At 70.8% G+C, this 14,353-nt stretch carries 12 protein-coding genes; 6 read left to right on the top strand and 6 right to left on the bottom strand.

From position 1 onward, the window contains the following. The first annotated feature begins 202 nt into the window (after window positions 1-202). The 4 genes from OIB37_RS05580 to OIB37_RS05565 all read left to right on the top strand — a co-directional run bounded on the left by OIB37_RS05580 (window position 203) and on the right by OIB37_RS05565 (window position 3,694). Window positions 203-622: a hypothetical protein gene (locus OIB37_RS05580; RefSeq protein ID WP_330456398.1), complete on the top strand. Its 420-nt coding sequence runs from the start codon at window positions 203-205 to the stop codon at window positions 620-622. A gap of 69 nt (window positions 623-691) precedes the next feature. Further along, complete coding sequence (locus OIB37_RS05575) at window positions 692-1,111, top strand: hypothetical protein (RefSeq protein ID WP_330456397.1); 420 nt, start codon at window positions 692-694, stop codon at window positions 1,109-1,111. Window positions 1,112-1,156: 45 nt separating this feature from the next. Then, a complete protein-coding gene (locus tag OIB37_RS05570; protein WP_330456396.1) occupies window positions 1,157-1,897 on the top strand; it encodes a D-Ala-D-Ala carboxypeptidase family metallohydrolase in 741 nt (246 codons plus the stop codon). Window positions 1,898-2,119: 222 nt separating this feature from the next. Then, the gene (locus OIB37_RS05565; RefSeq protein ID WP_330456395.1) at window positions 2,120-3,694 is read left to right on the top strand and encodes an N-acetylmuramoyl-L-alanine amidase; all 1,575 of its coding nucleotides are present in this window, start codon (window positions 2,120-2,122) and stop codon (window positions 3,692-3,694) included. A 156-nt stretch (window positions 3,695-3,850) separates the two neighbouring features. Here the strand turns inward: OIB37_RS05565 and OIB37_RS05560 are convergent, their stop codons facing one another. After that, window positions 3,851-4,723, bottom strand: a complete 873-nt coding sequence (locus OIB37_RS05560) for an LLM class F420-dependent oxidoreductase (RefSeq protein ID WP_330456394.1) — start codon at window positions 4,721-4,723, stop codon at window positions 3,851-3,853. Between the two features lie 552 nt (window positions 4,724-5,275). Between OIB37_RS05560 and OIB37_RS05555 the strand changes: the two genes are divergently transcribed. Then, window positions 5,276-5,902: an SMI1/KNR4 family protein gene (locus OIB37_RS05555; protein WP_330456393.1), complete on the top strand. Its 627-nt coding sequence runs from the start codon at window positions 5,276-5,278 to the stop codon at window positions 5,900-5,902. Between the two features lie 106 nt (window positions 5,903-6,008). Here OIB37_RS05555 and OIB37_RS05550 read toward each other — a convergent pair whose 3' ends face one another. Beyond that, complete coding sequence (locus tag OIB37_RS05550; RefSeq protein ID WP_330456392.1) at window positions 6,009-6,764, bottom strand: metallophosphoesterase; 756 nt, start codon at window positions 6,762-6,764, stop codon at window positions 6,009-6,011. 242 nt (window positions 6,765-7,006) lie between these two features. Here OIB37_RS05550 and pdxR point away from each other — a divergent pair, with 242 nt between their 5' ends. After that, entirely contained in the window at window positions 7,007-8,434 is a 1,428-nt protein-coding gene (gene pdxR / locus OIB37_RS05545) for a MocR-like pyridoxine biosynthesis transcription factor PdxR (RefSeq protein ID WP_330456391.1), read from the top strand. 190 nt (window positions 8,435-8,624) lie between these two features. On the opposite strand, the gene OIB37_RS05540 is transcribed toward pdxR, so the two are convergent. The 4 genes from OIB37_RS05540 to OIB37_RS05525 form a co-directional block, all read right to left on the bottom strand. Continuing rightward, a complete protein-coding gene (locus tag OIB37_RS05540; protein ID WP_330456390.1) occupies window positions 8,625-10,436 on the bottom strand; it encodes an L-lactate permease in 1,812 nt (603 codons plus the stop codon). Window positions 10,437-10,607: 171 nt separating this feature from the next. Continuing rightward, complete coding sequence (locus tag OIB37_RS05535; protein ID WP_330456389.1) at window positions 10,608-10,868, bottom strand: hypothetical protein; 261 nt, start codon at window positions 10,866-10,868, stop codon at window positions 10,608-10,610. A 295-nt stretch (window positions 10,869-11,163) separates the two neighbouring features. After that, on the bottom strand, window positions 11,164-12,534 hold the full coding sequence (locus OIB37_RS05530; protein WP_330456388.1) for a salicylate synthase: 1,371 nt from the start codon (window positions 12,532-12,534) through the stop codon (window positions 11,164-11,166). 18 nt (window positions 12,535-12,552) lie between these two features. Next, window positions 12,553-14,202, bottom strand: coding sequence for a (2,3-dihydroxybenzoyl)adenylate synthase (locus tag OIB37_RS05525; protein ID WP_330456387.1), 1,650 nt, complete (start codon window positions 14,200-14,202; stop codon window positions 12,553-12,555). Between the last annotated feature and the right edge of the window lie 151 nt (window positions 14,203-14,353).

Below are 14,353 nucleotides of genomic sequence, written 5' to 3'. Positions count from 1 at the left end.
ACACCCCTTCCGCCTGCGACATTTCACTCAGTTCAAATGAGCATGACAGGCGGGGGCGTTCCACGGAGCATGAACTCGCGCCGTCACAGCGATCCCCGTGGCATCCCCGTTTCCAGGGACCACTTACGGCACTACGGCACTACGGCGACTCGGCCCGCGAACCCCGCACCTTCCGCATGCTCCCGCACGGAGAAGGAAGTCGATGGTGAAGATCCTCGCCCACCGGGCCGCGGCGGCCCTGCTCGTCGCCCTCCCCCTCGCCCTCGCCGTCACGCCACCCACCACCGCGTCGGCGGCTCCCGCACCGGTGTCCACGGCCTCGGCGGCCGCCACCAGTTGCTACGGCGGCGCCGTCACCGTGAACACCGGCGACTCCCTCGAATTCGGGCCCTACACGGCATCGTCCCGCTGCGCCGACATCAACGTCCGCATCATCGGCGGAGACGCCGGCTCGGTGAACGCGTGCGTGAAGTTCACCCGTTACGGCCGGTGCAACTACTGGACCACCATCGGCTGGAGCTGGAAGACCATCGCGACCGACGTCAAGGACGGCAGCGAGTTCACCGTTCCCCTCGGCGTCGACCTGGAAGGTGCCACCGCGCACGTCCAGATCGCCTTCTGAACCCAGCGGGATCCACCGGACCACGGCCAGGGCCACCGCTCTGCCCACTCCAACGATCGGAGAGTTCAGATGACCCGCACCCGGCGAACGGCGGCTGTCCTCGCGGCCGCGACCGCGCTCCTCACCGGCGGCGCCACCGCACCGGCCCTCGCACAGTCCACCACGGCTGCCGCCACCTCCTGCTACGACGGCGCCACGTCGCACACGTACCACTACTCGACCGCCGCGGTGGAGTTCGGCACCTACACGACCAGTTCGCGGTGCTCCGACATCAACATCAAGCTCAGCAGCTCGGCCACCGGCTACCTGGACGCCTGCGTCGTCTTCGTCGACCACACCTCGCTGTGCAACCACGACAACACCTACTCGACGTTCGGCCCCCAGTGGGCGACCGTCGCCACCGACGTCAAGGACGGCACCCACTTCAAGCTGCGCGTGCACGCCTACGACACCGACGCCCAGGTCGTGCCGTTCCAGCTCGCCTACTGACACCCCCCTCGCCCGAGCGCCCGCCCACATCCCCAGGGAGTCACCGTGACCGCTTCTTTGAACCGCCGCGCGATCCTGCGCGGAACCCTCGCCGCGACCGTGGGCGCCTTCGCCGGCCCCCTGCTCCTGACGGGCACCGCGCATGCCTACAACTGGACGCGCACCATGAACCAGGGTGCGACCGGCGCGGATGTGACGGAGCTCCAGATCCGCGTCGCCGGCTGGGCCGCGGACTCCGCCTCCCAGTCGCGGGTGAGCATAGACGGCGACTTCGGGCCCGGTACGGCCGCCGCCGTCCGCCGGTTCCAGGCGGCCTACGGCCTGTCGGCCGACGGCAGTGCCGGACCCGCCACTCAGGCGCAGCTCAACGCCCTCGAGCAGTCCGACGGTTCGACGGTCCACTTCAACTGGAGTGAGTTCACCGACCGTTCCAGTGGCAACTTCGACGGTGGCAAGGTGAGCGCGACAGCCGTCAAGGAGAACGTCCGCCGGGCCATGTACAAGCTGGAGGCCCTGCGCAAGAAGCTCGGCAACACCGCCATCACCGTCAACTCCGGCTTCCGCAGCATCGCGCACAACGCCGAGATCGGCGGGGCCAGCGACAGCATGCACCTGTACGGCACCGCGGCCGACCTGAATGTCCCCGGGGTCAGCAACCGCACGGTCTACCAGAAGGCGGAGACCTGCGGGTTCTCCGGTCTGGAGACGTACACCGCCGACCACCAGCACGTCGACAGCCGCGCGGACCTCGGCCGCGCCTGGTGGTGGGAGAACGGCACCGTCTGACCGACCGCCGGCACGGGCAGCCCTCCGGGCCGGCGAGAAGCTCCGCCGCCCGTACCGGAGGGTCCCCCGACTCGTCCCCGCCGGGGCGCTCCAACTCGTGCCGGCGCGGCGCGGCTCGGCCCGGCCCGGCTCCCCGTCCCGGGCCGGCCACCTCGCGACCGAGGCACGACGTCACCGTCCAGCACCCCGGAGGCCACACCGATGTTCCGCAGATCCCCCCACATGCCCCGCACAGCTCACCTGCCCCGCGTTCCCCTGGGGCGCGCGGCCCTGTCCGGTCTCGGCCTCCTCGCCGTACTGGTCGCCACCGTGCAGCCCGCCGCAGCAGCGCCCCGCTCCGCGGGCTCCCCGGCCCCGGGCCCCGTCAGCCACGCCTTCAGCGGCGCGGCGGCCGAGTACGGAGTGCCGCGCGACATCCTGGTCGCCCTCGGATACGCCGAGACCCACCTCGACGACCACGCCGGTCAGCTCAGCCAGGCAGGCGGCTACGGGGTGATGCACCTGGTGAGCAACCCCGACCGGCACACCCTGGAACTGGCGGCCCGGCTCACCGGTGAGACGCCACGCGAGCTGCGCACGGACACCGCGGCGAACATCCGCGGTGGCGCGGCCCTCCTGCGCGCCTACGCCGACGACGCCGGACTCGGCCGGGCCCAGCGGCGCGACACCGACGCCTGGTACCCCCTGATCGCCCAGTACGGGGGCGCTGCCGATCCCTCCAGCGCGCGGCTCTACGCCGACACCGTCTACACCTTCCTGGCCGAGGGCGTCACGGCCCGCACCCGGGACGGCGAGAGGCTGACCGTCCCCGCCCGCCCGGTCGCACCCGAACGCGGCCGCTACGAGGCCGCCGCGGCACCGGTGGCCCAGAGCCCGGACTACCCGTCCGCCCTCTGGGTCCCGGCCGACCCCGCCAACTACGCCGTCGGCCGCACGGCGTCGATCAGCAAGGTCGTCATCCACGTCACCCAGGGCTCGTACGCGGGGACGATCAGCTGGTTCCAGAACCCGTCGGCCGAGGTCAGCGCCCACTACGTGGTGCGCTCCTCCGACGGCCAGATCACCCAGATGGTGCGCGACAAGGACACCGCCTGGCACGCCCGTTCGGGCAACGCGTCCGGCATCGGCATCGAGCACGAGGGGTACATCGACAATCCGAGCTGGTTCACCGACGCGATGTACCGCTCCTCCGCGGCGTTGACGGCGTATCTCTGCGACCGCTACGGAATCCCCAAGGACCGCGCCCACATCGTCGGCCACTCCGAGGTACCCGGCAACGACCACACGGACCCGGGGCCGAACTGGAACTGGACCTACTACATGCAGCTGGTGGGCGGCAGCACCGGGGGCGGCGGTGTCCAGCTGTCCTTCCCGTCGTACGACACCCTGCGCTCCGGTTCCACCGGCCCCCAGGTGTCGGCCGCGCAGTCGCTCCTCAACCAGCAGGGGTTCGACGCGGGCACCGTGGACGGCAGCTTCGGCTCGAAGACCACCGCCGCCGTGACCGCCTTCCAGCGGGACCGCGGACTCGGCGCCGACGGAGTGGTGGGCGCCCGCACCTGGACCGCGCTGCTCTCGGCCGGCAGCACGCCGGGGCTCCGCCAGGGCAGCACGGGCTCCGACGTCGAGCGCCTGCAGAGGGCTCTCACCGCCGCCCTGGGACGCACCGTCTCCGCGGACGGCGAGTTCGGACCCGGCACCGACCAGGCCGTCCGGGACTACCAGAGCAGTCGCGCCCTGGGCGTAGACGGCCAGGTCGGTCCCGCGACCTGGAGCGCGTTGCAGGCCGGCCGCTGATCGCAGGGCCGGACCGCGAAAGCAGTCCGTCCATGCGAGCCCGTCCATGCGAGCCCGTCCATGCGAGCCCGTCCACGCCGGCCTGTGCACGCGAGCCCGTCCACATCGGCCGGTTCCTGGGTGCGGCTCTGCCAGGGACCGGCCGGAGACGGTCGCTCAGGAACCAGCGGGCGCCAGCCATCGGCCGGCGAGGGCGGCGACCCAGTCACCGGCCTCGTCCGGCGTCGCGGGCGGTGCGTCGACGACGACCAGTTCGGTCACCCCCGCCCTGGCCAGCTCCGGCAGCATCTCCGGGGACGCGTCGGTCAGCGCGACCGCCACGGTGAGCTCCTCCATCGGGCGGTCGTGCTCCGCGCAGAGCCCGGCCAGCACGGAGACACGCTCCACCGCCTCCGCGGCCGGGAGGTTGAAGCCGTACCATCCGTCCGCGACCGTCGCGGCCCGGCGCAGCGCCTCGTCACCGTTGCCGCCCATCACGACGGGGATCGAGCGGTCGCGCACCGGCTTGGGGTTGACGCGCGCGTTCCGGAAGTGTGTGAAGTGCCCCTCGAACGTGGCCACGTCCTCCCGCCACAACGTACGCATCGCGGCGAGGTACTCCTCGGTCCGCCGCCCACGTCGTGCGAACGGAACACCGAGCGCGGCGAACTCGTCGGCAGACCAGCCGATTCCGACCCCGAGCGTGAACCGCCCCGCCGAAAGGACGTCCAGGGTCGCCACCTGCTTGGCCACCACCACCGGATTGTGCTCAGGAAGCAGCAGCACTCCCGTGGCGAGCCCGATCTCATCCGTCACACCCGCCGCGAAACTCAGCGCGAGCAGCGGATCGAGCCAGTCGGCGTCGGCCGGTACGGCGATCCGGCCGTCGTCGGAGTACGGGTAACGCGAGACCGGGGCGTCGACCAGCACGACATGCTCGCCCGCCCACAACCTGCTGAACCCGTGGGCCTCGGCTGCCCGTGCCACCGCCCGGACGATCTCCGGGCGAGCACCGTTCGCGATACCCAGAGCATGCAGTCCCACCCGCATACGCCGCCTCCTGAAACCGCCGCGAGGTCTGCGGCCCCCGACAGGACCGGAAGAGAGAGGACCGGCCGACCGTAACAGCGCCACGCGCCCCCACCTGCGCGACCTGCCAACAGCCGCCATACCGGACACCGCTCACACCCCGGACGGATGCACCGGACAGACGTACCCGGACGGAGCGCCCCCGGACCGACCGTGCCCCCGGGCCCGCAATTCCCGTGGGCCAGGCACGCGATCCAGTCTTCCCTCGCTCGACAGGACGCTGTTCGAGCAGCCGTCACACCTGCTCTCGACAGATGCTGATCTGCATCGGACTGAGGTCACGAACGACCGCCGAAGGAGTGGGGCCCGTACTGGAACAGGAGGCCATCGGCGTCGGGTGTCTTCGGAGTGTCGAAACGCTGCCGACCGAAGCGCGGTCGCTCCAGGCAGGGCTTGCAGGGGCCGGCCGGTTGGGTCGCACATGCCGCGTCCAGAGCTGTGGGCTGGGGGCGGCGCCGTGCCCGGGGCGACAACGCCGTCCTCCCCGCGGCACTCGCGTCTACCCTCCCCCGTATGACGACCGACTGGACAGCGGAAGCCCAACGCGTGGCCCGGGGGCGGCGCTTTGACGAATGCGGCTGTCCGCCCTCGGGGCGAGACGCCTGTCCGGCGCCGCCGCTGTCCGAAGCGGAGATCCTCGAAGCGGAGGCGGAGCTGGGCATCGTGTTCCCGCACCAGTACCGGGATTACCTGCTCCGGCAGAGCGCCGGCGGTGCGGTGAACCGCCTGTGCCGATCCACGGCGGGCTGGGGCTGGCATGGGGATACGAGCACCAACTACGGCCTGCTCACCACTGCCTTCCCGCATCCCGACTCCTACCGTGCTGATGAGGACGAGCTGGACGCACGCGAGCCGTTGGCGGAGGACTTCCCGGACCACGACGCCTACCGGGCGGCGTGGAAGCAGTGGGACGCCGAGTGCGAGGTGTTCCAGGAGCGCAAGACCTCTGGCGCCGTGTTCATCCAGGAGAACGGCTGTGGTTTCTCGACCCTGCTCGTTGTCACGGGTCCGCACCAGGGCTCCCTGTGGTTCGACGGCCGTGCCACCTGCGACCGGATCCTTCCCCTGAACCTGGCCGGCCGGCCCGTGTCGTTCATGGACTGGCTCGCTCGAAAGTCCATGGACCTGGTCGGCTGGTGAACGCCGAGGGGCCGACGCCGGGAGCAACTCACCGACTGCTCCTGCCGGCTTCCGGTGAGGAGGACCGTGACGACGTGGGCCCCTGCGTTCTGCCGTGGCCGCGTGATCAGGTGGTGACGCAGCGGAAATGGGTGGTCAGCCGGCCCTCGTCGTCCAGGACGTGGAAGGCGAGCGCGGGCTGCTGGTCGAGGTGGACGTAGTCCTCGGGGTGTGCGTGATGCTCCCAGGGGAACCGGAGCGTGGAGACCACTCCGGGTGCCACCAGCAGGGGCCGTCCGGCGAAGGTGGTCGCCGCCGAGGTGTGGGCGTGTCCGCACAGGAAGGCGGTGAGGTTGGGGTGACGGGCCGTCAGGTCGGCGAGTCGTTCCACGCCGAACTGGCGGATGCCGTCGACGAAGGGTTGATGCAGCACGGCCGGCGGGTGGTGGAAGCCGACGAGCACCGGCACCCCGGCCGGGGCCTGCGCCAGGACGTCCTCCAGCCACGCCAGGGTCTCGTCCTCGAGGAAGCCCTCGTTCTTGCCGGGCACCGAGGAGTCGCACAGGGCGATGACGAAGTCGTCGGTGCGTAGCACCTGGTTGACCGGTGCCGTCGACGGCGGCTGCCCCAGCAGGGACTGCCGGAATGCCGCACGGTCGTCGTGGTTGCCGGGGCAGACCAGGACCGGGTGCCGGGAGGCCAGTAGCCGGCGTGCCTGCTCGTACTCGGCGGGCAGCGCGTGGTCGGCGATGTCTCCGGTGACCAGGACCGCGTCCAGGTCGTAGGGGAGGTCTTCGAGGTAGTCCATGACAGCCCGGGTGCGCGCGGAGCTGCGGTGCCCGTCGTCGATGTGGATGTCGCTGAGGTGAGCGATCACGATCACCGCTGGGGTCCTTTCGTCGCGGTGTGCAGGATGTGGCCGAGGACGGCCGGGCAGCCCTGGCCCGTGTGCCAGGTGTGCCAGACGCGCCCAGCGCGCCCGGCCCTGGTGAACCGGTGCCGGACCGCAGCGGTCGGTGCGCCGGGTCCGTTCGCGGCAACCCGTTTCACGCCCACGACCCCCTTCGTCCGGGCCTTCGGTATCGAACGTAGAGGGACACCGGACCAGGAATAAGATCCAGTTCCATGCCGAATTCCTGGTCCAGTTCCCGACTCGACCTGCACATCGCTCTCGATACCGCGGGCGGACGGCGCGCCGGCCTGGAGTCCGCGCTGCGGACGGCGATCCGACAGGGACGTCTGCCCACCGGGACGCTCCTGCCGTCCACCCGCGGGCTGGCCCAGGAACTCGGACTCTCGCGGGGCACCGTCAGCGCCGCCTACGGCCAACTCGTCGAGGAGGGTTACCTCACCACGCGCCCGGGTTCGGGCACCAAAGTGGCCGACGCGGCACAACGCGCCCAGGCCCCCGCGGGCCCCGCACCCGCTCCCGCCACTCCCCGCCACGACCTTCGCCCCGGGCGCCCCGACGTCAGCGCCTTCCCGACCCGGGCCTGGCTCGCCTCCACCCGCCGTGTGCTCACACACGCCCGCCCCGAGGTCTTCGGCAGCGGAGACCCGCAGGGCCGGATCGAACTGCGCGTCGCCCTCGCCGACTACCTGGGCCGCACGCGCGGCGTGATCACGGACCCGGACCGAATCGTGATCACCTCCGGCTACTACCAGGGACTCGGCCTGCTCAGCGGGGTACTGGCCACGAGCGGCATCCGCACCGCGGCCGTGGAGGACCCCGGTCACAACGTCTTCCGCGATGTCGTCCGGCGTGCCGGACTGAACACCGTCGCCCTGCCCGTCGACGCCCACGGCGCCCGCGTGGAAGCGCTGACACAGCGCACAGGCGCGGTGTTCCTCACCCCCTCGCACCAGTACCCGACCGGCGTTCCGCTGCATCCGGGCCGCCGCCGGACACTGTGCGCCTGGGCGCGCTCCACAGGCGGCCTGATCGTCGAGGACGACTACGACGGCGAGTACCGCTACGACCGCCAACCCGTCGGCGCCCTCCAGGGCATGGCACCCGACCATGTCGTCTACTGCGGTACCGCGTCCAAGACCCTCGGCCCCGCCCTCCGACTGGCCTGGATGGTCCTGCCGTCGCCTCTGGTGCGGCCGGTGACGCGGGCCAGACAGCAAGCCGACCTGTACACCGAGACGCTGGGCCAGCTCGTCCTCGCCGACCTGATCACCACGCACGCCTACGACCGCCACATCCGCGCCGCCCGCCTGCGCTACCGCCGGCGCCGCGAACTCCTCCTCGACCGCCTGACCGCCCGACCCGGCCTCACCGCCCACGGAGTACCCGCCGGCCTCCATACCCTCGTCACCCTCCCCGCCGACGGCCCCGGCGAGGACCGACTCCTGGCCAGGTGCGCCCGTCACGGTGTCGCCCTGCGTGGCCTCACCGAACTCCACCACGACCCCGCCGACCGTCCGCAGGGGCTGCTGATCGGCTTCGCAGCCCCTTCCGAACGCGCCTACCCCGCCGCCCTCGACGCCCTGTTCACCGCCCTGGCCGCCGACGGCCGAGGCAGCGCCGGAAGGCGCCCGACCGGGTGATCGCCCAGGTCGGGCGCGGCGGAACGCACCGCTGACTGCCCGGGGTTCAGGGCGATCATCGCGTGGTACGCCGACAAACACTGCGCAACCGACGGCGACTTGCTGCGTCGACCGACTGAACGAGGCTGGCTCTCCTGTGGAGTTACGGAGCCGGCTCCTTGTGGATTGACGGAGCCGGGCCGCGCAGATGTCAGGGGGTGGTTGCCGACGTGCGCACGACCATCCAGTCGAGCACGGGGGTGCTCTGCAGGTAGACCAGTACGCACATGAAGAGCATGAAGACCACGCTCCACACGATGACCCGGCGGAAGAGGATCCCCTCGCGGCCCTCGAAACCGACCGCGGCCGCGGCGATGGCGAGGTTCTGCGGGGAGATCATCTTGCCGAGCACTCCACCGGAGGAGTTGGCCGCGGCCATGAGGGTGGGCGACAGGCCCGCCTGGTGGGCGGCGGTGATCTGGAGGGCGCCGAACAGGGAGTTGGAGGAGGTGTCGGATCCGGTGACGGCGACGCCCAGCCAGCCGAGGATCGGGGAGAGGAAGGCGAAGGCCCCGCCGGCACCGGCCACCCACAGACCCAGCGTGGTGGTCTGCCCGGACTCGTTCATGATGTAGCCGAGCCCTATCACCAGCATGACGGTGAGCACCGCGAACTTCAGCTGGTCGAGGGTGCGTCCGTAGGCGCGCAGTGCACGGCGCGGGGCGACCTGGAGCAGGACCACGCTGATCAGGCCGGCTATCAGCAGCAGACTCCCGGCCGCCGAGAGGTAGTTGAGTTTGAAGGTGGTGGCGACCGGGTCACCGTTCGGTCTGAGGACATGCAGCCCCGGCCAGTTGACGATATGCGTCACCGACTCCAGGCCGGTACCCGTCGCGCCGACCTTGGCCGGAGCCTTTCCGGTGATCGCCGGTACCCGTGTGGCCAGCACGAAGACCACGATGACGGCCAGGTAGGGCGCGTACGCCTTGAAGACGTCCAGAGGCGAGTCGCGCGTGTCGCGGTCGGCGTCCGCGCGGGCCCGGGCCACCACCCGGGTGTCCACGAACTCGCCGCCGGCGGAGGCCGGTTGGCCGGGGGTCCGTGACCGGCGGGAGCCGTCGTCGGCGTCGCCGAGGTCGCCGTCGAGGCCGTCGTCCTCGGCGTCCTTGTTGTTCTCGTTGTTCTCCTGGTACGTCTCCTCGGCGTGCCACACCCGGGTGAATGCCAGGACCGCCAGCGCGGAGGCGAGCGCGGCGATGATGTCGGCGAGCTGCACGGACCAGAAGTTCGAGGACAGGTACTGGAAGACCCCGAAGGACACACCGCACACCACCGCCGGCGGCCACGCCTGCCGCAGCCCTCTTCGGCCGTCCACGATGAACACCAGGGCCAGCGGCACGAACAGCGCCAGGATCGGCGTCTGCCGGCCGACCATCGCGCCGAGATCCTCCACGGGCAGGCCGGTGACGCCCGCCAGTGTGGTGATCGGCACGGCTATCGCGCCGAACGCCACGGGCGCGGTGTTGGCGACCAGGGCGACGGTGGCCGCCTTGAGCGGCTTGAAGCCCAGGGCGATCAGCATGACCGAACTGATCGCGACGGGCGTGCCGAAGCCGGCCAGCGCCTCCATGAGTGCACCGAAGGAGAAGGCGATGATGATCGCTTGCACCCGCTGGTCGTCGCTGATGGACGCGAACGACCTGCGCAGGACGTCGAAGTGACCGGTTTCGACGGTGAGGTTGTAGACCCAGATCGCGTTGATGACGATCCACATGATCGGGAAGAAACCGAACGCGGCTCCCAGCAGCCCGCTGTTGAGCGCGTCGGCGAGCGGCATCGAGTACACGGCGACCGCGAGCACCACGGCGACGACGAGGGAGATCAGCGAGGCGAGCCACGCCTTCATCCGCACCGCGCCGAGCAGCACGAACAGGACGAGCAGCGGAAGGATCGCGACGATGGACGACAGCCCGAGCGAATGCCCCACCGGACTGTAGTTCTGCTGGTAGTTGGCGAGGATCATCTAGCACCCTTTCCTGCGGCGCCGGAGAGGAGGGGGCCGTGCCACGGGCCGGCACCGTGGCGGGCTGTGGGGCGGTGTGCATGACGACGGTGTGCGCGACGACCGTGTGCGTGACGACGGTGTGCGTGACGACGGTGCAGTGGCGGACGGGCGCCGGTCCGAGCGACCGCCTTATGGGGGCGCCGCGCGGAAGGCGGCGTCGAGTGCCCGCACGGTGTGGGCGAGGGGCATGTCCTTGCCCAGGCGGGCGAGGGGCGTCGCGACCCGCAGCCGGCACCCGGGGCCGGCGGCCGCCACGACCTCGTCGCCGGTGGCCGGCCCCGACATCGCCGTGTGCGCGCCGAGTTCGCGGGCAGACTCGGGATGCGGCAGGCCGCACGTTCCGGAGCCTGTTCCCCTGGCGGCTGTGCGGGATCTGATGCGGCGTCCCATGCGGGTACTCCGGGGTATTGGCGACGAGGTCGATTCCGCTACTCGGTAGACACCAACCGAATGGTGGAAGAGTGCAGTGGTGTCTGATCCATGTCAAGGGTCACGAGTGGCCTGTGTCACAGTCGAACTCTTGGCGGGGGAGTCCGGTGCATGTGCCTGATCCCGCCGCTGGACCGGCTCCCCACCCCAAGTGACCGCGCCTACCTGAGGACTTCGCGCCGGACGGTGCCGACCTCGGTGTGCGGCCTCCGCTCGATCTCGGGGTGGCGGGCCGGAACGCGCGGCCGGCCGCGGGTCACGGCACCTCCGCGAGGGCTCGCGCCGGGACCAGATAGGCCGCGACGCTGCGCAGCTTCTCGCAGGTCTCCTCCAACTCACGTGCCGGCACCGAGTCCCGTACGACCCCCGCCCCGGCCCGCAGCCATACGCGTCCGGCCTGCGCGAAGACCGCGCGGAGCACCAGGCCGGCATCGAGCGAACCGTCGCTGCCGAGGGTCAGCACCGCACCCCCGTACATCCCGCGCGCCTCCTGCTCGTGCCGTCGGATCGCCTCCATGGCGGCGGACTTGGGCACCCCGGACGCGGTGATCGCCGGGAACAGGGCGGCGAAGGCGTCCCAGCGGTCGCGACCGGGTGCGAGCCGGCCGGAGACCTGGGAGGCCAGGTGCTGCACGCTGCCGCGTTCCTTGACGGCCATGTACTCGTCGACACCGACCCCGGCCGCCTCGCAGACCGTGCGCATCTCCTCCAGCGCGGCGGTCACCGAGATCTCGTGTTCGTGGATCTCCTTGGCGTCACCGAGCAGTTCGGCGCGCAGTCGCCGGTTCTCGACGGCGGACGGCGTCAGCGCCCTGGTCCCGGCCAGCGGCTGGGTCCGTACCCGTCCGTCGGCGCAGACCGAGAGCACCACCTCCGGGCTGAAGCCGGCCGCGCGCAACCCGCCCATATGGAGCAGGAACGAGCGTGCGGGCGTGTTGTGGCGGCGGCCCAGCACGAAGGAGTCGATCAGGTCGATCTCGTGGGGCACCGGTACGACCCGGCTCAGGACGACCTTGTCCAGCAGCCCCGCGGCGATCTCGGCCACGGCCTCGCTCACCCGCTCGCGGTACTGGCCACCCGTGACGGCGAGGTCCGACTCGACCGTTCCACGGGCTGGTTCGGAGCGCATCGGCAGGGCACCGAGCAGGGCGGTCAGCTCGGCCGACCTGGCCTCGTCCACGCAGTTCAGCAGCGCACGTCCGGCGGTGATCCGGATCTCGTCGCGCGGCACGACCAGCTTCAGCAGCGGGCCTCGCGTGTCGTGGGGGGTGCGCGCCGCCGGAAGGACCTCGCCTGCCGGGTGTGCGAACCGCGCGGCCAGCTCGAAGGCGGCCCAGCCGTAGGCGCGCCAGGAACGCGTCGGCAGGGTGCCTAGCAGTTCGGCCACGGTCCGCAGCGGCTGGTCGCGCCAGGCGACACTGCGCCGTTCGCTCCCGCAGACGTAGTGGACATGGTGAGCGTCGACGGTGAGCTCCGCCAGCGCTCCGGCGCAGAAGGTCCAGGTCTCACCGCGCTCGTACACGAAGTGGGTCTCGCCGCGATGGGCCGCGGCGAGGTTCGCCACGGTGAGCAGCGGGTCGTGCGGTGCGTCGGCTTCGGTCTCCCGGTAACACGGACGCGACGTCATGGCTTCTCCCTCACTGCTCTACAGGCTCGCTGCCGTACGCCGGCGCGCGTCGCGTTCCGCGCACAGCCGCGCGGCGACGTCTTCGGCGAGCTCACGCTTGTCCACCTTGCCCGCGCCGGTACGCGGCAGCGTGGCCACGATCTCCAGCCGGTCGGGCAGCTTGTGCGCGGCCAGTCCCCGCTCGCGCAGGAAGCCGTTCAGCTCCCTCAGCGTGGGTGGTTCGGCCCGCGGTACCACATACGTACACGTGCGTTCACCGAGCAGCGGATCCGGCATCCCGACGACCGCGACCTCGGCCACCCGGGTGTGCTCGGCCAGATGGCTCTCCACCTCCGTGGCCGGAACCTTCTCGCCGCCGCGGTTGATGACGTCCTTGATCCGGCCCTCGACGATCACGTGGCCGGTCGGGGTGATCCGGACGAGGTCGCCGGTCCGGTAGAAACCGTCGGAGGTGAAGGCGATGGCGTCGTACTCGGGCGCCCGGTAGTAGCCGCGCACCGTGTAGGGGCCGCGCACCAGCAGGTGCCCCACCTCGCCGGGGGCGACCTCGCGCTCGTCGCCGTCCACCACACGCAGCTCGTCGTCCCCGGAGAGCGGACGGCCCTGGGTGGAGAGCACGATGTCCTCCGGGTCGTCGGCCCGGGTGAAGCAGAGCAGTCCCTCGGCCATGCCGAACACCTGCTGGAGCCGGCAGCCCAGTTCGGGCCCGACCCGTTCGGCGTCCGCCCGGCTCAGCCGGGCGCCTCCCACCTGCAGCAGGGCGAGGCTCGACAGGTCGTGCTCGGTCCAGGCCGCCTCGTCCAGCCAGAGCTTCAGCAGAGGAGGGGTGAGCGCGGTGACCGTCACCCGTTCGCGCTCGATCAGGGGGAAGGTCCTGGCGGGTGTGGCGTCCTCGGCCAGGACGACCTTGCCGCCGGCCGCCAGGGTGCCCAGCACACCGGGGCAGCCGAGGGCGAAATTATGAGCGGCCGGCAGGGCCGTCAGGTACACGCTGTCCTGGTCGAGCCCGCACACCGCCGCGCTGTGCCGGATGTTGTACGCGTAGTCCCGATGGGTCCTGGCGATCAGTTTGGGCAGTCCGGTCGTTCCGCCGGACAGCAGGAGCAGGGCCGTTTCCGCCCCGTCGGGACGCGAGGATCCGGGTGCTTCGGAGGCATTGTCCGGCCAATTCCCGGCGGCTTCGGAAAGAGGGGTGCCGTCCCGTAGAAGAAATGTTTCGTCGAGGCTGTGCCACGGCCTGTTCCCCCCGGTGGCAATCAGTACGTGACGCAGATTCGGATTCTCTGCCCGTACGGAATCGGCGAGTTCCGAGAATTCAAAACCCATGTGCCGGTCCGGGATGACGTAACCGACGGCATCCGTCATGCGGCACAAGTGGCTGACTTCGTTCTTCCGGTGTGCCGGGAGGGCCAGAACCGGAATGGCCCGCATCCGCACCAGCGCGAAGATCAGAAGTGTGAATTCCATAAGGTTGGGGAGCTGGACCACGATCCGATCCCCGGCGGTGACGCCGATGCGGCGCAGCTGTGACGTCAACTGCTCGGCAAGAATGCGCAGTTCGTCGTATGTAACGACGTCTCCGGCGGGTGAGACGAGGGCCGGCCGGTCCGGGTGCAGCCGGGCCCGTTCGTGCAGCACGGAGTCCAACGTGTCGGCGCTGAATTTCATCCCGATAATCCGAACATTTTATGGATGGACTTTCTAGGTCGAGTGCCGGTCGATGTGTGGAGCGAGTGTGCTTGAGCTCGTCCCGTGACCGGGTATGCCCAGGGCTCTGCGACGTGCGCAACCATAGCAGCGGGTGAGACGCCGTCCGCCA

The organism is Streptomyces sp. NBC_00820 (genome assembly GCF_036347055.1).
Taxonomy (GTDB): Bacteria; Actinomycetota; Actinomycetes; order Streptomycetales; family Streptomycetaceae; genus Streptomyces.
The sequence above is the reverse complement of the archived record's forward strand: the minus strand, read 5'-3'. Positions and strand labels throughout refer to the sequence as shown.

What these genes read in the sequence shown, in the direction of transcription:
- OIB37_RS05580 (WP_330456398.1), top strand. Translation starts at nt 203, where the DNA reads ATGGTGAAGATCCTCGCCCACCGGGCCGCGGCGGCCCTGCTCGTCGCC.
- OIB37_RS05575 (WP_330456397.1), top strand. Translation starts at nt 692, where the DNA reads ATGACCCGCACCCGGCGAACGGCGGCTGTCCTCGCGGCCGCGACCGCG.
- OIB37_RS05565 (WP_330456395.1), top strand. Translation starts at nt 2,120, where the DNA reads ATGCCCCGCACAGCTCACCTGCCCCGCGTTCCCCTGGGGCGCGCGGCC.
- OIB37_RS05560 (WP_330456394.1), bottom strand. Translation starts at nt 4,723, where the DNA reads ATGCGGGTGGGACTGCATGCTCTGGGTATCGCGAACGGTGCTCGCCCG.
- OIB37_RS05555 (WP_330456393.1), top strand. Translation starts at nt 5,276, where the DNA reads ATGACGACCGACTGGACAGCGGAAGCCCAACGCGTGGCCCGGGGGCGG.
- pdxR (WP_330456391.1), top strand. Translation starts at nt 7,007, where the DNA reads ATGCCGAATTCCTGGTCCAGTTCCCGACTCGACCTGCACATCGCTCTC.
- OIB37_RS05540 (WP_330456390.1), bottom strand. Translation starts at nt 10,436, where the DNA reads ATGATCCTCGCCAACTACCAGCAGAACTACAGTCCGGTGGGGCATTCG.
- OIB37_RS05535 (WP_330456389.1), bottom strand. Translation starts at nt 10,868, where the DNA reads ATGGGACGCCGCATCAGATCCCGCACAGCCGCCAGGGGAACAGGCTCC.
- OIB37_RS05530 (WP_330456388.1), bottom strand. Translation starts at nt 12,534, where the DNA reads ATGACGTCGCGTCCGTGTTACCGGGAGACCGAAGCCGACGCACCGCAC.
- OIB37_RS05525 (WP_330456387.1), bottom strand. Translation starts at nt 14,202, where the DNA reads ATGAAATTCAGCGCCGACACGTTGGACTCCGTGCTGCACGAACGGGCC.